General features: G+C 26.9%; 22 protein-coding genes. 5 read left to right on the top strand and 17 right to left on the bottom strand.

What is annotated here, in order from left to right; all coding sequences use genetic code 11:
- Nucleotides 1–56: 56 nt before the first annotated feature.
- The 3 genes from B0175_RS08190 to prfB all read left to right on the top strand — a co-directional run bounded on the left by B0175_RS08190 (nt 57) and on the right by prfB (nt 4,668).
- Nucleotides 57–2,789 carry a RecB-like helicase gene (locus B0175_RS08190; protein WP_108528117.1) on the top strand — a complete coding sequence of 911 codons (2,733 nt, stop codon included), beginning with the start codon at nt 57–59 and terminating at the stop codon, nt 2,787–2,789.
- Between the two features lie 63 nt (nt 2,790–2,852).
- Nucleotides 2,853–3,488, top strand: coding sequence for a c-type cytochrome (locus B0175_RS08185; protein WP_228156087.1), 636 nt, complete (start codon nt 2,853–2,855; stop codon nt 3,486–3,488).
- A gap of 79 nt (nt 3,489–3,567) precedes the next feature.
- Nucleotides 3,568–4,668 carry a peptide chain release factor 2 gene (gene prfB / locus B0175_RS08180; protein ID WP_108528115.1) on the top strand — a complete coding sequence of 367 codons (1,101 nt, stop codon included), beginning with the start codon at nt 3,568–3,570 and terminating at the stop codon, nt 4,666–4,668.
- Nucleotides 4,669–4,681: 13 nt separating this feature from the next.
- Here the strand turns inward: prfB and B0175_RS08175 are convergent, their stop codons facing one another.
- From B0175_RS08175 to B0175_RS08120, 12 genes are all read right to left on the bottom strand, one after another.
- Nucleotides 4,682–7,051 carry a PD-(D/E)XK nuclease family protein gene (locus B0175_RS08175; RefSeq protein ID WP_108528114.1) on the bottom strand — a complete coding sequence of 790 codons (2,370 nt, stop codon included), beginning with the start codon at nt 7,049–7,051 and terminating at the stop codon, nt 4,682–4,684.
- On the bottom strand, nt 7,041–7,598 hold the full coding sequence (locus B0175_RS08170) for a hypothetical protein (RefSeq protein ID WP_108528113.1): 558 nt from the start codon (nt 7,596–7,598) through the stop codon (nt 7,041–7,043). The genes B0175_RS08175 and B0175_RS08170 overlap by 11 nt, the downstream gene beginning before the upstream one ends.
- A 3-nt stretch (nt 7,599–7,601) precedes the next feature.
- Nucleotides 7,602–8,231: a hypothetical protein gene (locus B0175_RS08165; RefSeq protein WP_108528112.1), complete on the bottom strand. Its 630-nt coding sequence runs from the start codon at nt 8,229–8,231 to the stop codon at nt 7,602–7,604.
- 103 nt (nt 8,232–8,334) lie between these two features.
- Nucleotides 8,335–8,577, bottom strand: coding sequence for a DUF4006 family protein (locus B0175_RS08160; protein ID WP_108528111.1), 243 nt, complete (start codon nt 8,575–8,577; stop codon nt 8,335–8,337).
- Between the two features lies 1 nt (nt 8,578).
- A complete protein-coding gene (locus tag B0175_RS08155; RefSeq protein ID WP_108528110.1) occupies nt 8,579–9,469 on the bottom strand; it encodes a c-type cytochrome in 891 nt (296 codons plus the stop codon).
- Nucleotide 9,470: 1 nt separating this feature from the next.
- Nucleotides 9,471–9,695 (bottom strand): cbb3-type cytochrome oxidase subunit 3, encoded by a 225-nt coding sequence (locus tag B0175_RS08150; RefSeq protein ID WP_108528109.1) that lies wholly within the window; start codon nt 9,693–9,695, stop codon nt 9,471–9,473.
- A gap of 10 nt (nt 9,696–9,705) precedes the next feature.
- Nucleotides 9,706–10,371 carry a cytochrome-c oxidase, cbb3-type subunit II gene (gene ccoO / locus B0175_RS08145; RefSeq protein ID WP_108528108.1) on the bottom strand — a complete coding sequence of 222 codons (666 nt, stop codon included), beginning with the start codon at nt 10,369–10,371 and terminating at the stop codon, nt 9,706–9,708.
- Between the two features lie 14 nt (nt 10,372–10,385).
- Entirely contained in the window at nt 10,386–11,852 is a 1,467-nt protein-coding gene (gene ccoN / locus B0175_RS08140; protein WP_108528107.1) for a cytochrome-c oxidase, cbb3-type subunit I, read from the bottom strand.
- 163 nt (nt 11,853–12,015) lie between these two features.
- On the bottom strand, nt 12,016–12,492 hold the full coding sequence (gene smpB / locus B0175_RS08135; protein WP_108528106.1) for an SsrA-binding protein SmpB: 477 nt from the start codon (nt 12,490–12,492) through the stop codon (nt 12,016–12,018).
- Nucleotides 12,482–13,246 (bottom strand): 4-(cytidine 5'-diphospho)-2-C-methyl-D-erythritol kinase, encoded by a 765-nt coding sequence (locus B0175_RS08130; protein WP_108528105.1) that lies wholly within the window; start codon nt 13,244–13,246, stop codon nt 12,482–12,484. The genes smpB and B0175_RS08130 overlap by 11 nt, the downstream gene beginning before the upstream one ends.
- A 1-nt stretch (nt 13,247) precedes the next feature.
- The gene (gene truB / locus B0175_RS08125) at nt 13,248–14,105 is read right to left on the bottom strand and encodes a tRNA pseudouridine(55) synthase TruB (RefSeq protein ID WP_108528104.1); all 858 of its coding nucleotides are present in this window, start codon (nt 14,103–14,105) and stop codon (nt 13,248–13,250) included.
- Between the two features lie 13 nt (nt 14,106–14,118).
- Nucleotides 14,119–16,173, bottom strand: a complete 2,055-nt coding sequence (locus tag B0175_RS08120) for an ATP-dependent helicase (protein ID WP_108528103.1) — start codon at nt 16,171–16,173, stop codon at nt 14,119–14,121.
- Between the two features lie 116 nt (nt 16,174–16,289).
- On the opposite strand from B0175_RS08120, the gene B0175_RS08115 reads away from it, so the two are divergent.
- A complete protein-coding gene (locus B0175_RS08115; RefSeq protein ID WP_004510974.1) occupies nt 16,290–17,186 on the top strand; it encodes a LysR family transcriptional regulator in 897 nt (298 codons plus the stop codon).
- Nucleotides 17,187–17,202: 16 nt separating this feature from the next.
- On the opposite strand, the gene B0175_RS08110 is transcribed toward B0175_RS08115, so the two are convergent.
- From B0175_RS08110 to trxA, 5 genes are all read right to left on the bottom strand, one after another.
- Nucleotides 17,203–18,165, bottom strand: coding sequence for a TIGR01212 family radical SAM protein (locus tag B0175_RS08110; protein ID WP_108528102.1), 963 nt, complete (start codon nt 18,163–18,165; stop codon nt 17,203–17,205).
- A complete protein-coding gene (gene purF / locus B0175_RS08105) occupies nt 18,165–19,511 on the bottom strand; it encodes an amidophosphoribosyltransferase (RefSeq protein ID WP_108528101.1) in 1,347 nt (448 codons plus the stop codon). Before purF ends, B0175_RS08110 begins: the two co-directional genes overlap by 1 nt.
- Nucleotides 19,512–19,521: 10 nt before the next feature.
- Nucleotides 19,522–20,295: a 4-hydroxy-tetrahydrodipicolinate reductase gene (gene dapB, locus B0175_RS08100; protein WP_108528100.1), complete on the bottom strand. Its 774-nt coding sequence runs from the start codon at nt 20,293–20,295 to the stop codon at nt 19,522–19,524.
- 13 nt (nt 20,296–20,308) lie between these two features.
- The gene (gene trxB / locus B0175_RS08095) at nt 20,309–21,238 is read right to left on the bottom strand and encodes a thioredoxin-disulfide reductase (protein ID WP_108528099.1); all 930 of its coding nucleotides are present in this window, start codon (nt 21,236–21,238) and stop codon (nt 20,309–20,311) included.
- Between the two features lie 212 nt (nt 21,239–21,450).
- Nucleotides 21,451–21,768: a thioredoxin gene (trxA, locus tag B0175_RS08090; protein ID WP_004510979.1), complete on the bottom strand. Its 318-nt coding sequence runs from the start codon at nt 21,766–21,768 to the stop codon at nt 21,451–21,453.
- Nucleotides 21,769–21,949: 181 nt separating this feature from the next.
- On the opposite strand from trxA, the gene alaS reads away from it, so the two are divergent.
- The gene (gene alaS / locus B0175_RS08085) at nt 21,950–24,505 is read left to right on the top strand and encodes an alanine--tRNA ligase (RefSeq protein ID WP_108528098.1); all 2,556 of its coding nucleotides are present in this window, start codon (nt 21,950–21,952) and stop codon (nt 24,503–24,505) included.
- Nucleotides 24,506–24,530: the final 25 nt, after the last annotated feature.

Below are 24,530 nucleotides of genomic sequence, written 5' to 3'. Positions count from 1 at the left end.
ATTATAGCTAAAACAATCTTATTAACAAAAAAGTATTACTTTAGTATTATTAGTCCATGAAAAATTACTTAGCATTAAAAGCAAGTGCAGGAAGTGGTAAAACTTTCGCACTAACAGTTCGATATATTTGTTTACTTCTTCTTGGTGCAAAACCAAATGAGATTTTAACTCTAACATTTACAAATAAAGCTGCAAATGAAATGAGCGAAAGAATCTATAAAACTCTTCTTACTTTAGGAGATGATGAAGCATATTTAAATGCAATAGAAAATGAAGTAAATTTAAGTAAAGAAGAAATTCTTGGTAAAAAAAATATCTTAATCAAACAATTTTCAAATGCAAACTTATCTATTTTTACAATAGATAAATTTGTAAATAAAATTTTAAGAGAATTTTGCGGATATATCGGAATAGGTGATGATTTTGAAATAAAAAATGATGATATTGAAAAACTTAGTTATGAATTTTTAAAATCACTTAATGAAAAAGATTTTCAAACTTTGATAGATTTATCATTTTATGAAAAAAAGAAATTCAACTCTATTTTTGAATTGTTTAAAACTATTTTAGAAAAAAATGAAGATATAGAAGTTATAAATATCGATGCAAGTTTGATTGAACTACAAAAAGAGAATATTTTAAAAGAGGCATTTAAGATAAAAGAATCAATTTTATCTTGTGCAAATGCAAGTAATAGTGCAAAAAATGCAGTTGATTTTGAGACTTTTGAGGATTTATTTGGAAGAACTTGGCTTGAAAAAGAGAATTTTGAAGATTATTCATATTTTAAAAAATGTGCAAATGAATCAAATAAAAATGATTTTTTTAAGTTAAAAGATGAGTTATCAATTTACTATAAAATAAGAGCTGGTTTTAGCTTGAACAAGATATTTGAAGTATATTTAAAATTTAAAAATTTTAAATTTGAGTTTAATAAAAATAAAAACTATTTAGAATTTAATGATATTTCAAATTTAGTTTATGACTTGTTATCTACAAAAATAGATAAAGATTTTTTATATTTTAGACTTGATTCAAACTATTCTCATATTTTAATAGATGAATTTCAAGATACTTCACTTTTACAATACAAAATTTTAGAACCATTAATTGATGAAATTTTATCAGGCGATGTTACAAAATTCAAAACATTTTTTTATGTGGGAGATACAAAACAATCAATTTATAGATTTCGTGGTGGGAAAAGAGAACTTTTTGATTATGTAGCAAATACAAATAAGATTTTGGAAGTTGAAGTTTTAAATACAAATTATCGTTCATGTGAAAATGTAATAAATTTTGTAAATGAGCTTTTTTTAAATTTGCCAAATTATGAGTATTTTAAACAAGAATCAGTAAGAACAAATGGTTATGTAGAAGTTGTTGTTGACACTGCTTTTGAAGAAGATGAAAAGTTTGTAAATGTTGCAAAAAAAATTGAAGAGTTATTGAAAAATGGCGTAAATTTTAATGATATTTCAATTTTAACTTATACAAATGATGATGTTTTATCTTTATATTATTATTTAAAACAAAAATTTCCAAATATGAAAATTTCAACAGAAATGACTTCAAAACTCATAAATCAACAAAATGTAAAAGCAGTTATAAATGCCATAAAATATACCTATTTTAAAGAAGAAATTTATAAAGAAAATCTAAATGCTATTATTGGAAATAAACTTTTAACAACTTTAGATTTGGAAATTAATTTAGATGAAATTTCTGTTCAAGAACTAATAAAAGAGTTATCAAAAAAACTAAAAATTATAGATGAAAATATAATTAAACTTATTGAAGTAAGTTCAAATTTTAATAACATAGTTGATTTTGTTTATGAAATCGATAAACTCGAAGCTATTATGGAAAATAGTGAATCTAAAGGGCTTCAGATATTAACTATTTTTAAATCAAAAGGTTTAGAGTTTCACACTGTAATACTTCTTGATAGAATAAAAAGAAAAAATGTTGATAAATCTTCACTTCTTTTTGATTATGAAAACTTAGAATTAAAAAATATTTTCTATAAAATAAAAGGTTATGAAAACTTCAATAAAGAGTATGAAAAAGCTATAGAAAAAGAAAAAAAACTAAGCTTAGAAGATGAAATAAATATTTTATATGTTGCAATGACAAGAGCAAAAAATAATATGATTATTTTAAAAAAAGAGAAATCAAGCGTTTTTGATATATTAAATATGAATGTTTGCAAAATTGGAAAAATAATTGAGAGTTCAAATTTAGTAAAAATAGACGAAGGAAAAAATATAATTTCATATACTCCATTAAATTTAGGAACTCAAGAAAAACAAATAGTAAAAGAAAAAGAGATAGAAGTAAATCATCTTCATGCAAAATATTTTGGTTTAGCAACTCACTATTGTTTGGAAATGATGAATGATTTTTCTAAAGAAAATTTAAAATATTTTGTAAACTTATCAAAAACAAGATTTTCAAACTACTTAAATGATGAAGATTTTGTGGATATTGAACGACGATTAAATTTTTTATTAAATAATGAATTATTTAATTCCATAATAATAAATTCTTCGTTCATTAGTGAACAAGCTCTAATCTATAAAGAAGAAATAAAAATTATAGATTTGCTTCTTTATAAGGATGATAGTTACTACATTATAGATTATAAAACTACAAAAGAAGAGTTAGAAGAACACAAAAGTCAAGTTTTATATTATAAAAAAGCAATAAAAGATATATTCCAAACTGCTAATGTAAAATCATATCTAATATATCTAAAAACAGATAGTTGTTTGATGTATGAAGTTTAATTTCTTATAAAAATTTAATCTTATTATGATAAAATCTTGCAATTTAAAAAAAAGGATTTTATCTTGAAAAAAGCTATTCTTTCTTCTATTTTACTATTAGGAACGACTTCTATTTTAGCTGATACAACTATGTGCTTTAAAGAAAATCATTCTTCTATGAGTACTATTGAAAATATTGCCCTTGATGGTGGTGCATGTGCTGGAAAGTTCTCTGTAAATGATATGAAAAAACAAGGTTGGGCAGTTGATGATATTAAAATTTCTCAAACTGCAAATGGTATGAATTTTATTTATATTCTAAAAACTCCAACAACTCAACAGTTTGGAACAACTCAATTTGTAGGGAATCAAGCTCAAATGGAAGCAAATATCCTTGCAAAATTAGAGCAAAAAAAACAAGCTGAAGAAAAAGCAAAAATTGAAAAAGAGGTTCAAGAAGCAAAAGTTGATGCTCAAAAAATTTATGTTAATCAATGCCAAACTTGTCATGGAGCAAAAGGTGAAGTTAAAAAAGGTGGTGTAGCTTTAAATTCTTTATCTGTTGAAGATATGCAAAGTTCTTTAAAAGATTATGAATTAGGTAGAAATGGAAAAGAAAGTTCTTTAAATGCAGCAATTCATACAAGTAACTTAAATAGCAAAACAATTAAAGGTATTTACGCTTACTTAAAAGATTTAAATAATCCTTCTAAAAAATGAATAAAGGGCTAATAGCCCTTTTTCAACTCTCTTTCAAAACACAACTTTTATAAACACTTTTTAAAGGATTAAAAAATAAATGGACGCATACGAATATTCAGAATTATTAAAACTTCTAAATACAAAATTAAATAATATAAAAGGTATTCTAAAACCTGATATTTTAAATAATAGATTAGCTGAAATAAAAAATGAGGAAGCATCTCAAGATTTTTGGAATGATGTTGAAAATGCTACAAAAATAGGAATAGAAAAAAATAGAATTTTAGGAAAACTAAATAAATTTAATAAAGCATTTGACTCATTAACTGGAACAAATGAACTTTATGAAATGGCAACAGCAGAAAAAGATGAAGAAACTTTAGAGATGCTTTATGAAGAAGCTAGTGATTTAGAAAATTTAATCAAATCAACTGAAATATCTGTAATGCTTTCAAATCCAGATGACGCTTCAAATGCAATAGTTTCTATTCATCCAGGAGCTGGTGGAACTGAATCACAAGACTGGGCAAGCATTTTATATAGAATGTATCTTAGATGGGCAGAAAGAAATGATTTTAAAGTTGAACTTCTTGATTATCAAAATGGTGATGAAGCAGGAATAAAAGATGTTTCTTTTATCATCAAAGGTGAAAATGCTTATGGATATATGAAAGCAGAAAATGGTATTCACAGACTTGTACGTATTTCTCCATTTGACTCAAATGCTAAAAGACACACATCTTTTTCATCAGTTATGGTAAGTCCAGAAATTGATGATAATATCAATATTGTAATTGAAGATAAAGATATTAGAATTGATACATACAGAGCAAGTGGAGCTGGTGGACAACACGTAAATAAAACTGAATCAGCTATTAGAATTACACATATTCCAACAGGAATTGTAGTTCAATGTCAAAATGATAGAAGTCAACATAAAAATAAAGATAGTGCTTTTAAAATGTTAAAATCTAGATTATATGAATTTGAACTTGAAAAACAACGAGCAAGTAAAGATGGTATAGAAAAAAGTGAAAATGGTTGGGGTCATCAAATTAGATCTTATGTACTTCAACCTTATCAACAAGTAAAAGATAGTAGAAGTAATATTGGTTATTCAAATGTTGATGCTATTTTAGATGGCGATATAACAAAAATTATTGAAGATGTATTAATAGCAACAAGTTCTAATAAATAGAACTTGTGTGTATTTATTCCCTATTACAAATGATTTTATAAGAACAGTATAAACAATTTGCTTTATCTTCGCACTTAAAAAAAGATATTTTTTCTTTTGAAAGCTCTTTTAATTCATCAAATTTTTGACTTAGTAGCTCTAATTTCTCATTTATTGAAATTTCTGGGATAAGAGAAGGAGTATTTAAATCATAATAATATGCTTTTATGTTAGTTGTCTTAAAAAGTTGATTCATTGCAATATAATAAAATTCTAGTTGGAAATCTGAACTTTTTTCATAATTTTTTAAAGTATCAACACTTAAACTTGAAGATGTTTTATAATCAATCAACTCATAATTATCTTCAATTTTATCAATTCTATCAATAATTCCTCTTATTTTTATGCCATTAAATTCACATTCAAAATTCTTTTCTAAATTAACAATTACCCTATTTTGTAATCTTTGTTTATCATATAAATAAAATTCATAAAGTTTTTTCTTCCAAATTTCCAAATCTAAAATCAAAAAAGGATTTGAACTTTTATATTTATAAAAAAGTTCTTCAATTTTTTCAAAACTTAGTTCATTTGAATTTTTATCAATAGTATAATAATCTTCTAAAATAGAGTGAATAATATCACCTAACTCATACCCTTTTGGTTTTAAAGAGATTGAATGTTCCCTGATTTTTAATATATTTTGCAAATAAAACTTTCTTCTACATTGTAAAAAAGTTTTAAATGATGTAGCAGACCAAATAAATTTTGTTAAATCAATTTGCTCTAATATCTCTTCCTCAAAATGAGAAATTTTATGATTAACATATAAAATATGTTTGTAGAAGTTGTCATTTGTATCTGTTATAATATTCTTTTCAAAAAGTTCATTTGCAAATCTTGAAATTTGGTTTGTTTCAGAGTTCACATAAGATATAAAAACATTTTTTGAAGAACTTATCAATCGTTTGTAATAATATTTTTGTAAAGATTCCCTATCAAATTGAGTTGGAAGATTTGCTAATTGTTTTAATTTTGTTGATAAAAACTTATCTTTAACTGAAATCTTTGGAATAAATGACTCATTAAAATCACAAATTATCACGGTATCAAAAGAAATAGCTCTTGTTTCAAGTAATCCTAAAACTGTAATTCTTCCAGAATTTATATCATCTAAAGTAATTGTTGATAATTTTTGTAAAAATATTTTATATACATCTTTTAATAAAATTTGATTTTCATTTGAAAAAAGTACAATATTTAGTTTGTAAAGAAGTTCATCATACTTTTCAAGTAACTCTACATTTTTTTCTTTTTCTTTTATGAAATCTGTAATAAATAAAAGTAACTCTTTATTTGTAATTTTATTCCAAAAAGGTTTTATGTTTTTATCTATGACTTCTTTATCAACTTTTAAATAAGTTAGATTTGAAATATTTTTTTCTTCATCTTCACTAAGATATAAATAAATTGCATTTGCTATTTGGTAAAGTTCTTTATTTTTTATGCTTTTCCCCATAGCGTAATTAAAATATCTTTCATCATCAAATAGTTGAAGAGTATCTGCAAAACTCTCATCCGGTAAAACTAAAGCTATATTTGTAGGATTCACTCCATTTAACACAGATTTTTCTATAGAAGATTTTATATATGCTATTTGATTTAACCTTGATGAAAATCCTTTTATTTCATAACTTTCTAATAAGCTTTTTATCTCTTCTTCATCTAAAATAATTTTATTTGTTAAATCAATTTTATATTTGTGATCAATTTTTAGATTAATATTAAGATTTTTAAAAACTTCTAATGATTTTTGATTGTAATAATTTGAATAAAATATAATTTTTGTATCTATTTTTTGGGATATTTTTTCTACAATTTCAAACTCTACTTTCGTAAAATATCCTTCAAAATAGAGCTCAACATCTTGAAATTTATCTAAAAAGTTTTTATTTATTGAGTAAGATTTATCAAAATTTATTTTATCAACATAAGAGTTTTTTTCTAAAATTTCTATATATTTTTTTTTAATAACTTTTAGAATTTCTAAATGCTCTAAATAAAAGTCATATGTATCAACATTTTGTATCTCTTCAATTTCAACTTTCTCACTTGCTAATTCCAAAAAAAATCTATATATATAATCACTTTGCTTCAAAAATTTTGTAAAATTATTTGAAATTCCTAGTTTCTTTATATCAACATTTTTTATTGCTTCATTTAAAAAAAGAATTCTATGTTCTTCTTCACAATATTTTAAATCTGGTAATGATATTGATTTTTTTAAAAATTCATCTATAGTTAGAATAAAAGGCAAAAGAGTATTATCACTCTTTTGTTTAGAGATATAATCTCTGATTGCTCTTGAAGTTGGAAAAACTAAAAGTTTTTTTTTAGATAGCATTTGTTTTAATATAAATATAACCTATTGTTTCATCAACATTGAAACTACCTGTTATAATCCAATTATTTGCCTCTTTTATATCAAAATTTGAAGAAAAAGTATTATTTAAATTTGTAAAATTATCATTTTTAATAGGTATATCACTATCATTAGTCATAGTTTTTGAAACTATTAAATCAATTTTCATATCTTTTTTTTCTTTTGTTATTTTGTCTACTACTACAATCTTTAGATTGTTTTCACCTATTTTTAAAAGGTTTTTATTTTCTGAATATTTTTCAATTACTCTTTGAGAATATTTTATATCTTCTGTAGTTAAATCAAATTTCTTACCATTTAAATACATTTCAAAATCATATTTTGATAGAAATTTTTGATTTGATTCCATCATTACATTAAAATGTTCATCGACATCTTGATATTTTTTCATAAAACTTCTATCTTCAATTGTAGGGACACTTACAGCTTTGTTAATTGTCCAAACAATCATTGAAAATACAAAACTAAAAATTCCTACAAAAAACAGTGGCCAATAATTTCTTTTCATAATTTATTTTCTCTTTCTTAAAACAGCATAAGTATAAGTCAATAGTGCAACAACAACAAGAGTATACATAAATACCCTCCAAATTGTACCAGAAACTTTACCAGAATTTCCTATACTACTTTCTAATTTTATATTTTTAGAATCTGCTAAAGTATCAGCAATAGCTGCATAGCCATTCAAAGTTGCTGCACTAACTTTTGCATAAAGAGTATTTTTATCTTTTGATGCAAGAAGAGGAACAACATAGCCATCTAAAATATCATTTTTATCAATTGTATTTTTTAAATCTTCTGTAAAAATTAAATTTACGATATTTTCTTCAACATAAATAGTCATTAAAATATATGGATTTTGCAAATTTTCTAAAATCTTATTTTCATTTGATTTTATTATTTCAATTTTATCTTTTATTTTAATATTATCATCTAAGCCTAAAGTAGATTTTGCATAAATATATATATTAACACCTAATTTAGACTTAACTTCATCACCAATTTGATTGATTTTTTCTTTTGCTCTATCATCAATTAATTTATCATCATTCAAGATGTAATTTTGAGCATTTAAGCTTGTATAGAAAAAAAGTAAAAGTGAAAAAATCACTCCTACTTTAAAAAATTTAACTTTTTTCATTTAACCAACATATACTTTTGCTGCATCAAAATAACCAAAATATATAGTCATTATAGCTGCAACTACAAGTAAAATACCAATAATTTTTTCCATATTTTACTCCTTATTTCTCATTACCAACAAGTTGGTACTGTGTATGATTATCTGCACTATTTGCTTTTAAACCATTTAAATCTTGGTTTATTTTATAGTAGTTTGTAGCTTCTCTTTGTTGAACTAATACTGCATTTACTACTAAAACAGCAAGGATTGTTAATAATAGAACAACAGCTACTAACATACCTGAAATTCCATTTAATTTAAAAATACCTCTTTCATTTTCGTTCATTTGTGTATTTCCAGCCATATTACTCTCCTAAACTTCTTAAATATGAAGCCAATGCTCTCTCTTGAGTTTCGTTAAGTCTTTCATTAAAGCTTGGCATTGTACCAATTAGACCTTTTTTACCTTCTTTTAATACAGCCATAACTAATGCATCATCATAAGCTTTAATATTTGGACCAACAAAAGGCATACCAGTTCCATCTTCACCATGACAAGTTGCACAAACAGCATAAGCAGCTGGTTGTTCACCTTTGAATCCACTTGCAACGTATGTAGCAACTGTATCAATATCAGCATCTTCTGTTAACATCATTGGTGGCATTCCTGCAGGGAAATCTGTTGTTAAATTATTTGCACCATTTTTAATAGTATAAACAATTTGTTCTTTAGATATTCTTTTTGTTAAATTATGAGCTTTCCCTTCAATACCTTCTGCATCAACACCGTGACAAGGAGCACATTGAACTAAGAATACTGATTGTCCCATAGCTTTTAAAGTCTCTTCAGATGGATTTACCCATTTTTGTTCAAATTTAGCATTATACTCATTAGTCTCTTCATTCCATTGACCAATTTGAGAGAATCCAGTAATTGGATAACCTACAGTAAAATACCAGAACATCCATAAAATTGCACCTATAAATGCTAATCCCCATCCTGTTGGAATAGGATTTTTATATTCACCGATACCATCCCATTTTTCTTCAGTTAATTCCCCACTTGCAGTATCATTTTTCATTTGATTAACATATTTTAATACAACAAATACGCTGATTGTAATAATTGCTACTGCACCTAACATTGTTAGGCTATTAATATAATCATCACTGTTAAAAGCATCACCCGCTACAAAGTAAGTTCCTGCCATTAGAGCGATGATAAGAATTATTCCACCTATAACCATAGATTTCATCTTATTTCTCCTTATTATCTATATCATTATTTTTTTTTCTTTCTTCAAGAGGAGTTGAAACACTTGAATCATCATGTACAAGCTTTGAGTATTTTTCAAAATCCCTTTCCCCTGTTTTATCCCTTTTATAAATAGAATAAGCATATGAGTAAAATATAATGAATACAGCTAAAACTAAAAAGAATTTAGCGTAGCCTTGTACTGTTAAAAGTGTTTCATATTCCATCAGAGACCTCTTATTTTAAAGAATTTAAATATGCAATTAATGCAACTATTTCAGGAACTTCACCGTTTGCAACAGCTTTTTTAACATCTTCATTTTTCATATTTTCTGCAATTGCTTTTGCTTCTTCTAAAGCAGCAGCTTTTGCTTCTTCCCAAGTTCCAAGTTTAGGCATACCTTCTTGGTCATAAGGAGTATTAAATACTTTTTTAACTGTTAAAGCTTCTGCATAAGCAGTTTCTACATCAGCAATATTTGAAAATTGATGTTTATACGCTGGCATAATACTTCCAGGAACAACAGATGAAGGTTGCCACATATGATTTTCATGCCAATCAGTAGTTCTATAATTTCCAACTCTCATTAGATCTGGACCAGTTCTTTTTGAACCCCATAAGAATGGTCTATCATATGCATATTCACCTGATAATGAATACATACCATATCTATCTGTTTCAGATTTAAATGGTCTAATTAACTGAGAGTGACACGCATTACACGAATCTTTAATATAAACATTTCTTCCAGCTAATTCTAATACTGAATATGGTTTTGTACCAACTGTTGGTCTACTTTGTTTTGCAAAGTCTGGAATTACTTCTATAATTCCTGCAAATGCAACAAATAAAAATACTAGTACCGCAAAGAAAAACGGTCTTTGTTCAAACCAATGAAACATAATCTCTCCTTTTCTTACGCAGCTACTGGAGTTGCATTTACTGGCTCTTTATCAAGCACTCTACCACATTTAATTGTTTTATAAATGTTATATGTAAATATAAAGAATCCAATTAGGTATAATAACCCACCAACTGCTCTAATTGTATAATATGGATGTAATACATTTACTGTATCAATAAATGAATATACTAATGAACCATATTCATCATAAGCTCTCCACATCATACCTTGTGTAATACCTGCAATCCACATAGAAGTAAAGTATAAAACGATACCAGTAGTTTGTAACCAGAATTGTGTATCCATTAAAGATTTAGAATATAACTCTTTTTTATACATTCTTGGAACCATGTGATATAAAGCTGCCATAATCATAAATACAACCCATCCTAAAACACCATCATGAACGTGACCAGGAATCCAATCTGTAAAGTGTGCAATTGCATTTACCGATTTGATTGATTGAATTGGACCTTCAATAGTAGATAACATATAGAAAGTTGAAGCTAATACCATAAATTTAATTAATGTATTTGTTTGTAATTGTTGCCATTCACCTTTCATTGTTAAAAGCATATTAATTGCAGATCCCCATGATGGTAAAATTAAAACAACTGACATAACAGAACCCATAGTTTGCATCCAATCTGGAACAGTTGAATAAATAAGGTGGTGTCCACCAGCCCATAAGTAAACAAATAATAATCCCCAGAATGCTAAGATAGATAATTTATAAGAATAAACATTTTGTCCAGATTCTTTTGGTAAAAAATAATAAATCATAGCAATAATTGGTGTAGTAAATACGAATGCAACAGCATTATGTCCATACCACCATTGTACTAGTGCATCATTTGTACCAGAATACATAGATACAGAGTGAATCCATGAACCATATCCAGAAACTAAATAAGTTGGAACTTCCATATTATTGAATAAATACAACATTGCAACTGCAATAAATGTAGAAATATAATACCAAACTGAAATATATAGAGTTCTTTCTCTTCTAATTCCAATAATTCCAAAAATTGAGATACCCCATAAAACCCACCAAACAACAACTAAAATGTCAAGTGGCCACTCTAATTCAGCATATTCTTTTGATGTTGTAATTCCCATAAACAAAGTAACAACAGCTAAAAGAATAGTAATGAAATATAACAAAAAGTGTAATTTTGCAATAGCCATTAAAAAAGGTGATTCTTTTAATGAAACTTTAAATACCCTTTGAGATACGTAATACCAAGTTGCGAAAATACCACTTAAAGCAAAACCAAAAGCAACACCATTAGTGTGTAAAGGTCTTAATCTACTAAATGTACCATACTCCCCTGCTAAATGATTTAGCTCTGGGAAAGCTAATTGAAACGCAAGTACAACACCAATTGTCATACCTATGATACCAAACAATATTGTTGCAAATGTAAAGGCTTTTGCAACTGAGTAATCATACTCAATTTGTGCACCGTTTTGCATCAATCTCCTCCTACTAATTTTATATACAAGTCACAAAAAGTCACTCATTGAACAAAATCATAGCTAAGAGAAACTTAAAATTAACAAAAAAATTAACAATTAATTAACAAATGAGTTATTATTCTAATTATAATTTAAACTTATAAAAGAGATAAAAAATATCCTATTTAAAAGATTTTAAAACTTGTTCAGTTTCACGTTTCATAGTTTTTGCTTTTAAATCTTCTCTTTTATCATGTAATTTTTTACCTTGTGCTGTTGCAACTTCAACTTTAATCATATTTTTATCATTAAAATATAATTTTAATGCAACTAATGTTATCCCATCTTTCGTAACTTTAGAGTACATTTTGTCTATTTGTTTTGAATGAAGTAAAAGTTTTCTAGATCTTCTTTCATCTGGTCTATAAGTTGAGTGAGTTGTACTTAAATGAGAGATATGAGCATTAAGTAAAAATACTTCACCTTTAATTATACGAACAAAAGAATCTTTTAGATTAACTCTACCCTCTCTTATTGCTTTTACTTCACTACCTTCTAAGACAATTCCAGCTTCTAAAGTTTCTAAGATAGTAAAGTCATGAAATGCTTTTTTGTTTTTAAAAACTAAATTCTTTTTTGTATCTTTTTTATTTGCCATTATTTATCCTAAAAAATGAACTTCCACTACCACTAAAATACCAATCTTTTTTTTCATAATCGCCTAATTGCGAATATAAACTCAATGCACTTTCATATAAATCATTTGCATCTTTTATACCAAATTGTTTTAGTATATCAAAAGATTTCATACTAAGCAATTTATTGGCTTCTTCTTTTGATATCTCTTTATAAAACTTTTCTCTAAAAATTTTGAAAATTTCACCAGTATTACATTTAATATCAGGAGTAATAGTTTCTATATTTAAAATTTCTTCATCAAATTTCTCAACAATTTCTCCGATGCCTGTAACATTCGCACTGTCATATTCATATACAAAAAATGGAACATCAGCACCAATTTTAACTGCAATTTTGCATAATTCATCTTTTGATAAGTTTAGTTTACAATATTTATTTGTCATAATCAAAAATGTAGCTGCATTTGAACTTCCACCACCAAGTCCTGCAAACTCTGGAATATTTTTTTCTACTTCAACGCTATACTCTTGAAAAAAATCTTCAACACCTTTATAGCTTTTAATAAGTTCATATGCTTTAAAAATAGTATTTGTTTCCATTTTGCAACCAAAATTTCCTATAATTTCAAAAGCTTTCCTTTTAGATTTAATAAAAGAGATTTTGTCATAAAGACTATGAACTCGTACAAATCTTGATACAAGTTCATGGTAATTATCTCTTTTATTTGCTATTTTTAAAAAAATATTTACTTTTGCATAAGATTTTTCAGTCATTTTATATTCCATATTTTGGTACTTTATTTATTAGATATTTTACATCATTATCTACTATTTCAATAATAGAAAAAAACTCTTCAGTTATTATAAGATATTTCCCATTATCTTTCTTATCAACATACTCAATTCCTATCTTTTTACCTTTTTCTAGCCATTCAGCTGTGCCCAAATATTTATTTACAGGTAATTTTATAAAATCTAATGGATTTAACTCTTTTTCATTTTCATAAAAAAATTCACCTTCATTTAATCGTTCAAGATAAGATAAAGTTCCAAAACTATTTAATTTTTCTAAAAGTATTTGTGCAAAAGATCTAACATAAGTTCCTTCACTAACAGTTACTTCAAAAGTTATAAATGGATGATTATATAAAACAAATTTCGTATCAAAAATCGTCATTTTTGTTTTATTCAGTTCAACTTCAACTCCATTTCTTGCTAATTCATAAGCTCTTTTTCCATCAATTTTTTTTGCACTAAATTTTGGAGGAATATATTCTATTTCGCTTTTTAGTAAATTTAACTCTTTTATAATATGGCTTTTATCTAATTTGTCTATTAAATCTATACTTTCAATTTCTTCTATATCTAAAGATTTTGATTTTACTCCAAGCCAAATTACTGCTTTATATGTTTTTGGAGTTTTTGATAAATATTTAAAAAGCTTTGCATATTGTCCAAAAGCAACAATCAAACAACCTTTTGCAAAAGGATCTAGTGTTCCACTAAATCCAGCTTTTTTATTTTTATATTTTCTTTTTATTCTGTTCAAATAAAAATTTGAACTCATGAATATAGGTTTATTCACTACTAACAATTTATTTAATTGTTCTTTTTCATAAAATCTTACTTGCAAAAGCTTATCCTATTTAAGCTTTTTCCACAAATGAAGATAATATATCTCTTTTTGTTCCACCAAAGTTAATAGTTAATTTATAATCTTTACCAGCACTCGTTACTTTTTCTACTCTTCCCATTCCAAAGATTTTGTGAGAAACGATATCACCTTTTTTAAAATCTGCTTGTTTTTGAATAGTTAAACTTCCTTTTATAAGTCCAGATTCACTTAAAAATCTACTTTTTGAAAGAACTGTTCTTTTTCCTTTATAAAATCTTGAATGAACAAAAGATAAAGTAAGATTATCTTTTGCCCTTGTAATTGCAACATAACCTAATCTTCTTTCTTCTTCTAAATCACTTCCATCACCAGTAATTGGGAAAAAACCTTCCTCTAAACCAATAATAAATAGATGTTTAAACTCTAAACCTTTTGATGCGTGTACACTCATCATTGAGACAGCTTCACCACTATAATCATCATTTTCATTTTCAAGTGCAATCTCATTTAAAAAATCTTTTAAATCTAAATGAGGATTTTGAATAAAATAATCTCTTATATATCCATAGAACTCATCAATATTTGCTTGTCTTTCAAAACCATCAGGAAGATTATCATATGAAGCTCTATAATCAAAAGTCTCCTCAAAGTTATCTAAAAATCTCATTTTTGATTGAGTTAGGGATTCTCTTAAATCTAAAATAGAAGCTTCAAATACTTTTAGTGTTCTTGCATTCTTTTTACCAACAATTAAACTAATACCTTCAGCATCAAGATCTTGAATCAAATCAAAAATAGATTTACCAGTTTCAATAGATTTTTCTTCAAGTTTTTCAATTGTTGTTTTTCCTATACCTCTTTTTGGTTTATTTATGATTCTTTTTATAGAAAAATTATCATTTAGATTTGTTAAAATTCTAAAGTATGCAATTAAATCTTTAATTTCACTTCTTTCGTAAAACTTCATTCCACCAACAAGTTTATAGTGTAATCCTGCTTTGTTAAATCCTTCTTCTAAAGAACGTGATAGTGCATTTACTCTAAATAAAATTGCTATATTTTTAGGATTTTCTCCACTATCTATAAGTTTTTTTACATCTTCTACAATTTTTCTTGTTTCGTCATTTTCATCATTTGATTCATAAATTCTTATAGAATCACCTTTTGTTCTAGTTCCTATTAATTTTTTTCCTAATCTATCTCTATTATGCTCTATTAATTGATTTGCATGATTTAAAATAGTATCTGTTGAACGATAATTATCTTCTAATTTTATAACTAAACTATTTTCAAAATGATCAGAAAAATTCAATATGTTTTTTATAGTCGCACCACGCCATCCATAAATAGATTGATCATCATCACCAACCACACAAAGATTATTATGGCTTGAACATAAAAGTCTTAAAAGTCTATATTGTAACTCATTTGTATCTTGATATTCATCTACCATAATATACTGGTATTTTTGACTAATTTGTTTTGCTAAATTCTCATTGTTTTTCAATATTTTATAAGGAAGAAGAAGTAAATCATCAAAATCTACTAAATTGTTTTTTTCTAAATAGTTTTCATAATCTTCATATATTTGTGCTATTTCTTGATAAAGTTTTAACTGTGCTGTTGCTTTAACTTCACTTGGAGCTAATATTGAATTTTTATATTTTGAAACTTCCGAAGCTAAAAGAGCAGAAGGAATCTCTTTATTAATTGACTTTAAAATTCTTTTTTTATCATCTGTATCAATTATAATAAAATTGTTTTTTCTTTCCAATTCACTCATATGAAATTTTAGAAATAGTAAACCAAATTTATGAAAAGTACAAAGTAAAGGTGGAGTAAATATCTTAGATGAATCAAATAAGGAAAATGCTCGTTCTCTCATCTCAGTTGCTGCTTTATTTGTAAAAGTTAAAGTTAAAATTGAACTTGGATCTATACCAATAGATATTAAAAAAGCAAGTCTTGTTGTGATAGTTTTTGTCTTCCCACTTCCGGCACCAGCTAAAATAAGTAATGGACCATCGATATGTTGAGCAGCAATTTTTTGTGAATCATTTAATGATAATAATAAATTTTCAGACATTTTCTCTCCAATTGTTATTTATTATACCATATATAATATAAATTCATTATTTCTCTTAATTATTCTATATATAAATAAATGTTATTATTCTTTCAATTTATTTATTGGAGATTGTAATGCTCACTGATTTTGCAAAATTAGAAACTTTTTTAACTGTTGTTAGAGAAAAATCTTTTTCGAAAGCTTCTGCTAAGCTAGGAATTTCTCAACCAGCAGTAACACAACAAATGAAATTTATTGAAGATTATTTAGATGTTCAAATTGTTGACAGAAAAAAGAATGGTATAAAATTAACTAAAGAGGGGCAAATACTTCACGGAATTGCTCTTAAAATTGAAAAATGTGTCGCAAATGCTGAAAAAGAACTATTAAAAATAATGAATAAAAATGTAACATTTGTATTTGGTGCTTCTTTTATAATCGGGAATTATATACTTCCTAGATTTTTAAATAATTTAAAAGAAAATATTCATAATGATGTATCTATAAATGTTTCAGTTTCTCATGAAGCTATTCAAGATTTACTCGATAAAAAAATAGATATAGCTTTGGTTGAAAATTACATTCCAAATGAAGAAATCATCTATAGAGAATGGATGGAAGATGAAATTGTAATATTTTCTAATCAAAAACTTCCATTAAAAGCTAAAGCTGAAGATTTATTATCTTATAAATGGGTTTGTAGAAATCCTGAATCAAATACAAGATTATTATTTAAAGAAAATCTTGAAAAAGCAAATTATCCTGACTGTGATACATTTAATGTAACTAGTGAAGTTACATCAGCAACAACAATAGTTCAGACTGTTTTACACTCAGATAAAAATTTAACTCCAACTGTTTCTATTGTTTCAAGAAATGCAATTGAATCACTATTAAAAGCTGGTGCTTTATATGAATCAAGAATTGGTAATCAAAAAATGTTAAGAAAACTTTATATTGCATATAGAAAAGATAAAAAACATGATGCATTTATTGAAAATGTAGTTGACTACCTTTTAAAAATGAAATAGTACCAAAAGGTACTATTTAATAGTTCCATCCCTCTTTTTCTAAAGCTAATCTAATATTTTTCATTTGTTGATGTTTATCTTTACACCATTGTGGTGACAATAAACTACTATCATCTATTCCAGCAGTTATTCTTTGAACTGATATATTTGAAGGCAGATTTATAATAGATTTTACAACTGTATCAATATATAGTTCTTCAGAAATTGGAGTAAATCTTCCTTTTTTAAAATCATTTGTTAAAAGTGTATTTTTCACTACATATAAAGGGTGGAATTTTATAGAATCAACTTCTAACTCTAAAGTTTGTTTAAAAGTTTCAAGCATCATCTCTTGTGTTTCATTTGGCAAACCATAAATCAAATGTCCACAAACTTTCAATCCTCTATCTTTTGTTCTTTTTATCCAATATTTCATATTAGAAACACTATCACCACGATTTATTTTTACAAGTGTTTCATCAAAAAATGACTGAATTCCATACTCAATCCAAATCTCTTTATTTTTAGACTTTTCTACTAAAAAATCTAAAATTTCATCTGTCATACAATCTGTTCTTGTTCCAATACTCAAACCAATAACATTATCAAAACTCAAAGCTTTTTCATATAAAGCTTTTAAAGTATCAAATGGAGCATAAGTATTTGTAAAAGATTGGAAATAAACTATAAATTTTTTTACACCAAATTTATTTTCAAGTCTTTTTTTTGTAGCAAAAAACTGCATTTCTAGCTGTTTTAATTGATTTTCTAAATATGGATTCTCATTAATTTTAGGATTAAGTTTAAATTTTGTTCTTTTTTCTTGTAAATTTGGGCTAAAAGAATCATTTTCACAAAAAGAGCAACCACCACGAGCTACTGTTCCATCAATATTTGGACAAGTAAATCCAGATATTGAAATAGGAATTTTGTAAACTTTTTCACCAAATTTATTTTTTAAGTATCTTCCGATAGTTAATACATTTTTTAATTCACTCATTACGCTTTTACGAAGTAATCTCCATCAAAACTTTCAAGTGCATAATTTCTATCATTTCCGATTGCATTTACTAAATCATCAATCGATAAATATTCTAAACTATCAGCTTCTATATATTTACAAACTTCTTCTTTACTCATATTATTTGAAATTAATTCTTCTTTATTTGGAGTATCAATTCCATAGAAACATGGAAATTTTATTTCTGGGCTAGCAACTCTGAAATGAACTTCTTTAGCCCCTGCTTCTTTTAGTAATTTTACTATTCTTTTTGAAGTTGTTCCTCTTACAATTGAATCATCAATAACAAGTAAAGATTTTCCTTCAATTAAAGATCTCATAGGACTAAGTTTCATTCTTACTTTTAAATCTCTCATCTCTTGAGTTGGCTCAATAAAAGTTCTTCCAACATAGTGATTTCTAATGATTCCATATTTAAAAGGAATTCCACTTTGTGTTGCGTAGCCTAGAGCTGCAGGAACTCCAGAATCTGGAACAGGAACAACCATATCTATTTTGATATTTTTATTTTTATCATTCATAGCTAAAACTTTGCCCATATTTTCTCTAGATGTATATACATTTTTACCATCAATAACAGAATCTGGTCTAGCAAAATATACGTATTCAAAAGCACATGGTCTAAATTCTGGTTCAAATAATTGAATAGATTCTGGCTCACAACCTTCAGCTAAAATAAGCATTTCACCAGGTCTTACATCTCGTATAAACTCAGCACCAACTAAGTCAAAAGCACAAGTTTCACTAGCAACTATATATCCACCACTTTTTAATTTCCCAATAGATAACGGTCTAATTCCGTATCTATCTCTAATAACAAATTGTTTACTTCTACTTTGCACTATAAAACAATATGCACCAATAGTTTTTTCTAATGCTTCTTTAATTCTATCTCTTAATCTATCTTTTGTATTTTTTGCAATTAGATGAATCAAATTTTCAGTATCCATTCCTGTTTGAAAAATTGCACCTTTATCAATTAAATCTTGTCTAACTTCATCTTTATTTATTAAGTTTCCATTATGAACAATTGATATTTCACCAAGTTTATATTTTGCATAAACAGGTTGTGCATCTAAAATAGAATCTCCACCAGCTGTTGAATATCTATTATGCCCAATTGCCATATTTCCTTTTAGATATTTTAGTGCGGCATCAGTAAAAACTTCTGAAACTAAACCTCTATCTTTTTTTGTATAAATTTTTCCATCACATGATGAAGAAATACCTGTTGCTTCTTGACCTCTATGTTGCATCGCAAATAGAGCAACCGAGGCTAATCTCGCTGCATTATCATTCCCAAAAATTCCAACTATTGCACACATATTATTTTCCTTATAGACCTAAAGCATCATTGATTGAATATAGTTTTGCATCTTTTCCTACAATCCATTTTGCAACTTTAATTGCACCTCTAGAAAAAGTATTTCTTGCAGTTGCTGTATGATTTAATTCTAAGAATTCTCCATCATTATATAACCCAACTGTATGTCGTCCTACTATATCTCCACCTCTTAATGCCATAACAGCAATCTCATCTTTAGTTCTAGGTCCAACATTTCCATCTCGTCCTGAAACTCTTACATCATCTAAGTTCAAATCTCTTGCATTTGCAGCATGTTCAGCTAATGTTAAAGCAGTTCCAGAAGGTGCATCAATTTTATGTTTATGATGTTGTTCTACAATTTCAATATCGAAATCTCTTAATGTTTTAGAAGCTAAAGCTACAAGTTTATTTAAAACTGCAACTCCTAAACTCATATTTGTTGCATATAAAATAGGTACCAGTTTACTAGCTTCAACTAATAAATTTTGCTGATGTTTATTTAATCCAGTTGTTGCAATCACTAACGGTTTTTTTGCACCATTTTCAACAACTTCAGTTAAAAGTGCCTCAGTTGCAGAAGGTTTACTAAAATCAATAATTACATCACAAGAATCAAATAAAACTTTTATATCATTTGTAACGACTGTTTCTTGTGGCAAAGTTTTTAATAACTTTCTAGTAACATGAACTACTGATAATTTAGCATCTTTATCATTTTGTAAATCATCAATTAATAGCGAACCAACTCTACCAGTACTTCCTAAAATACCTATTTTAACCATTTAAATTATTCCCTTATCCTAAATACTCAATAATATTAACCGCTGCTGTTGCACCATCACCTGCTGCACAAACAACCTGTTTTGCTGCATCAATTCTGATATCACCTGCTGCATAAAGTCCTGCAACTGATGTTCTCATTTTTAAATCAACCACAACTTCACCACTTTCTCTCACATCACATAAAAAAGAACCATCTGCTTGTTTTAAAGGCGCATTTAAAACATCTCTTCCTACAAAAATAAATACACCTGGAGTTGGTAAATCTCTGATTTCACCAGTTTTATTACATTTTACTTTTAATCCTGTAACTCCACTTGCATCACCAAATACTTCTTCAACGCTAACATTTGTAACTTCTTCAATATTTTCTGTGTGTTTCATGTGTTCAACTGTACTAGGCGCTGCTCTATAAGTATCTCTTCTATGAACTAAATATACTTTTTTACATAATTTTGCTAAATATATAGCTTCCTCAATAGCAGAGTCTCCACCACCAACAACAGCTACTTCTTTTCCTTTGTAGAAAAATCCATCACAAGTTGCACAAGTAGAAATCCCTTTTCCAAAGAATTCATCTTCGCCTTTAAATCCTGCACGTCTTGGAACAGAACCAGTTGCCATTAAAACTGATTTTGCTTCATACTCTTTTTTATCTGATGTTACTATTTTAAAAATATCACCATTTTTTGAAACATTTTCAACTTGAGCCATTTCATGTTTAAGTCCAAATCTTTGACACTGTTCTGGCCATTTCATCATTAAATCCATTCCAGAAACAATTTCAATTTGTCCAGGATAATTTTCAATTTCAGAAGAACTTGTTATTTGTCCTCCAGGCATTCCCATTTCAAACATAGTAACATTTTTTAAACCACCTCTAGTAGCATACAATCCAGCAGTTAAACCAGCTGGTCCTCCACCTATAATTGCTAAATCTAACATATTGAAATCCTTAATTTAATTTTAATTCATCTCATATATTTATAAAAATATTATGATACTAAAATATTTGTAAGTTATAGATTATATAAAACAAATATTATGGAAAAATTTTATCATTTAATAATTTATATCTATCTTAAATACTAAATATTTTAAATAAAAAAAGGAAGATGTAAAAACATCTTCCTTCTAAATTTTAATCTTTTATTTAATTATAAAAGAGAATTAATTTTATCAGTAAATGCTTGTTTTGAAGAAGCACCAACTGTTTGGTCTACAACTTTACCATCTTTGATATAGATAACAGTAGGAATTGATCTAATACCAAATTTTACAGCTAAATCTTGTTCTTCATCTGTATTTACTTTGCAAATATTTGCTTTTCCTTCAAAATCGCTTGCTAATTCTTCAATAACAGGAGCAATCATTCTACAAGGTCCACACCAAGGAGCCCAGAAATCTACCATAGATACACCTTTGCTTGTTACTTCATCAAAATTTGAAGCTGTTAATTCAATATATTTTCCCATATTTTATCCTTTTATTAAATTTTATTTATCATTTATTTTATTTCATAGTTTTTTAAAACGTGAAAAATTATAACTTTTAAAAACTTAAATCTAGTTTTATATTTTATAAACTTCTACTAATCAAGGCTAAATAAACTTTTGGATAAAATAAAGAAATTTTATATAAATAACGGATAATTTAATGGATATTAGAAAAGAATATTTAGAGTTTTTTAGAAGCAAAGGACATGAAATTGTTTCATCTATGCCTTTAATTCCTGATGACCCTACATTAATGTTTACAAATGCTGGTATGGTACAATTTAAAGATATATTTACTGGAGTTGTTCCAAGACCTGAAAATCCAAGAGCTACATCATGCCAATTATGTGTAAGAGCTGGTGGAAAACATAATGACCTTGAAAATGTGGGTTACACTGCACGTCATCACACTTTATTTGAGATGTTAGGGAACTTCTCTTTTGGAGATTATTTTAAAGAAGATGCTATTGCTTATGCGTGGGAATTTGTTACAGTTAATTTAGCACTTCCTATAGACAAATTATGGGTTACAGTTCATAACAATGATGATGAAGCTTTTGATATTTGGTCAAAGTACATAAATCCGTCAAGAATTATGAGGTTTGGAGATAAAGATAATTTTTGGTCAATGGGAGATACAGGTGCTTGTGGACCTTGTAGTGAAATTTTTTATGACCAAGGAGAAGAAAACTTCAATGGTAAAGAAGATTATATGGGAGGAGATGGAGATAGATTTTTAGAAATCTGGAACTTAGTATTTATGCAATACGAAAGAACAGCTGATGGAAAACTAAATCCTCTTCCAAAACCATCTATCGACACAGGAATGGGTCTTGAAAGAGTAATTGCAATTAAAGAAGGTGTATTTAATAACTTTGATTCGTCTAATTTCAAACCAATAATTAAAAAAATCGAAGAAATTTCTTCTAAAAATGCAACTTCAGAAAATATTGGTTCATATAGAGTAATTGCTGACCATTTAAGAGCTTGTTCTTTTATGCTTTCACAAGGAATATTATTTGGAAATGAAGGAAGACCTTACGTTTTAAGAAGAATATTAAGACGTGCAGTTAGACATGGTTATTTAATAGGATTTAGAAAACCATTTATGGCGAAACTTCTTGACACTTTAATAGAAATAATGGGTGGACACTATACAGAACTTGTTGAAAATAAAAATTTCATTGAAGAACAATTAACTTTAGAAGAAGATAGATTCTTTAAAACTATTGATTTAGGGATGTCTTTATTTAATGAAGAACTAGAAAAAACAAAAGATATTTTTTCTGGTGTTACTGCATTTAAATTATATGACACTTATGGTTTCCCTTTAGACTTAACAGAAGATATGTTAAGAGATAGAGATTTAAAAGTTGATTTAGCTAAATTTGATGAATTAATGAATAACCAAAAAGCTATGGCAAAAGCAGCTTGGAAAGGAAGTGGTGATACTTCAAACGAAGGTGATTTTAAACAATTATTAGAAAAATTCGGTTCAAATGAATTTGTTGGATATAACAATACAACTTACAAATCAAAAATTATTGCTCTTTTAGATGAACATTTTAAAGAAGTGAAAATTTTAGAAAAAGATTCAACTGGATGGGTAATGTTAGATAAAACTCCATTTTATGCTACAAGTGGTGGACAAAATGGAGATATTGGAGCTTTAGAAGATAATAAACATATTGCTATTGTTGAAGAAACTACAAAATTTCATGGACTAAATCTTTCAAAAGTAAAAGTTGTTAATTCATCTTTAAAACAAGGTGAGAGTGTTGATGCCATCGTTGTAAATAGAAATGAAGTTGCAAAACACCATAGTGCTACACATCTACTTCAAAGTGCTCTAAAAATAGTTTTAGGAGATACTGTTTCTCAAGCTGGTTCTTTAAATGATGCTTCAAGACTAAGATTTGACTTTACTTATCCAAAAGCTATGACAAAAGAACAAATTGATGAAGTTGAAGACTTAGTTAACTCTATGATAGCAAGAGGAATTTCAGGAAATGTTGAAGAACTTCCTATTGAACAAGCAAAGAAAAAAGGTGCTATTGCTATGTTTGGTGAAAAATATGGTGATGTTGTAAGAGTTGTAAGTTTTGAAGATGTTTCTGTTGAATTTTGTGGTGGAACTCACGTAAGAAATACAGCTGATATTGGAAGTTTTTATATAGTAAAAGAATCAGGTGTTAGTGCGGGAGTAAGAAGAATAGAAGCTGTTTGTGGAACTGCTGCAATAAAATATACTAAAGATATAATTTCAAAAATGAATGAAATTCAAGCAGAAGTTAAAAACAGTGATGTAATTTTAGGTATAAAAAAACTAAAAGAGCAAATCAAAGATTTGAAAAAAGAGATAGAAACTTCTCAAAGTAAAACTTCTTCTCCTATTGAAGAAACTATTATAAATGATACAAAAGTTATAGTTTCAGTAGTAGAAAATGGTGATTTAAAGAAAATTGTTGATGATACAAAAAATGCAAACGAAAAAGTTGCAATTTTCTTATTACAAGCAAAAGATGATAAAGTTTTGATTGTAGCTGGAAGTAAAAATACAAACATCAAAGCTGGTGATTGGATAAAAAATATTGCTCCAATCGTTGGTGGAGGTGGAGGTGGAAGACCTGACTTTGCACAAGCAGGTGGAAAAGATACTTCTAAAATCGAAGAAGCTAAAACTAAAGCTTTAGACTACGCAAAAGAAAACTTATAATTTTAAGAGATAGTATTAAACTATC

The organism is Arcobacter lacus, assembly GCF_003063295.1.
GTDB lineage: Bacteria > Campylobacterota > Campylobacteria > Campylobacterales > Arcobacteraceae > Aliarcobacter > Aliarcobacter lacus.
Note: the sequence above shows the minus strand (reverse complement) of the source record. Positions and strands in the feature narration are given on the sequence as shown.

What these genes read in the sequence shown, in the direction of transcription:
- B0175_RS08190 (WP_108528117.1), top strand. Translation starts at nt 57, where the DNA reads ATGAAAAATTACTTAGCATTAAAAGCAAGTGCAGGAAGTGGTAAAACT.
- prfB (WP_108528115.1), top strand. Translation starts at nt 3,568, where the DNA reads ATGGACGCATACGAATATTCAGAATTATTAAAACTTCTAAATACAAAA.
- B0175_RS08175 (WP_108528114.1), bottom strand. Translation starts at nt 7,051, where the DNA reads ATGCTATCTAAAAAAAAACTTTTAGTTTTTCCAACTTCAAGAGCAATC.
- B0175_RS08170 (WP_108528113.1), bottom strand. Translation starts at nt 7,598, where the DNA reads ATGAAAAGAAATTATTGGCCACTGTTTTTTGTAGGAATTTTTAGTTTT.
- B0175_RS08165 (WP_108528112.1), bottom strand. Translation starts at nt 8,231, where the DNA reads ATGAAAAAAGTTAAATTTTTTAAAGTAGGAGTGATTTTTTCACTTTTA.
- B0175_RS08160 (WP_108528111.1), bottom strand. Translation starts at nt 8,577, where the DNA reads ATGGCTGGAAATACACAAATGAACGAAAATGAAAGAGGTATTTTTAAA.
- B0175_RS08155 (WP_108528110.1), bottom strand. Translation starts at nt 9,469, where the DNA reads ATGAAATCTATGGTTATAGGTGGAATAATTCTTATCATCGCTCTAATG.
- B0175_RS08150 (WP_108528109.1), bottom strand. Translation starts at nt 9,695, where the DNA reads ATGGAATATGAAACACTTTTAACAGTACAAGGCTACGCTAAATTCTTT.
- ccoO (WP_108528108.1), bottom strand. Translation starts at nt 10,371, where the DNA reads ATGTTTCATTGGTTTGAACAAAGACCGTTTTTCTTTGCGGTACTAGTA.
- ccoN (WP_108528107.1), bottom strand. Translation starts at nt 11,852, where the DNA reads ATGCAAAACGGTGCACAAATTGAGTATGATTACTCAGTTGCAAAAGCC.
- smpB (WP_108528106.1), bottom strand. Translation starts at nt 12,492, where the DNA reads ATGGCAAATAAAAAAGATACAAAAAAGAATTTAGTTTTTAAAAACAAA.
- B0175_RS08130 (WP_108528105.1), bottom strand. Translation starts at nt 13,246, where the DNA reads ATGACTGAAAAATCTTATGCAAAAGTAAATATTTTTTTAAAAATAGCA.
- B0175_RS08120 (WP_108528103.1), bottom strand. Translation starts at nt 16,173, where the DNA reads ATGTCTGAAAATTTATTATTATCATTAAATGATTCACAAAAAATTGCT.
- B0175_RS08115 (WP_004510974.1), top strand. Translation starts at nt 16,290, where the DNA reads ATGCTCACTGATTTTGCAAAATTAGAAACTTTTTTAACTGTTGTTAGA.
- B0175_RS08110 (WP_108528102.1), bottom strand. Translation starts at nt 18,165, where the DNA reads ATGAGTGAATTAAAAAATGTATTAACTATCGGAAGATACTTAAAAAAT.
- purF (WP_108528101.1), bottom strand. Translation starts at nt 19,511, where the DNA reads ATGTGTGCAATAGTTGGAATTTTTGGGAATGATAATGCAGCGAGATTA.
- dapB (WP_108528100.1), bottom strand. Translation starts at nt 20,295, where the DNA reads ATGGTTAAAATAGGTATTTTAGGAAGTACTGGTAGAGTTGGTTCGCTA.
- trxB (WP_108528099.1), bottom strand. Translation starts at nt 21,238, where the DNA reads ATGTTAGATTTAGCAATTATAGGTGGAGGACCAGCTGGTTTAACTGCT.
- trxA (WP_004510979.1), bottom strand. Translation starts at nt 21,768, where the DNA reads ATGGGAAAATATATTGAATTAACAGCTTCAAATTTTGATGAAGTAACA.
- alaS (WP_108528098.1), top strand. Translation starts at nt 21,950, where the DNA reads ATGGATATTAGAAAAGAATATTTAGAGTTTTTTAGAAGCAAAGGACAT.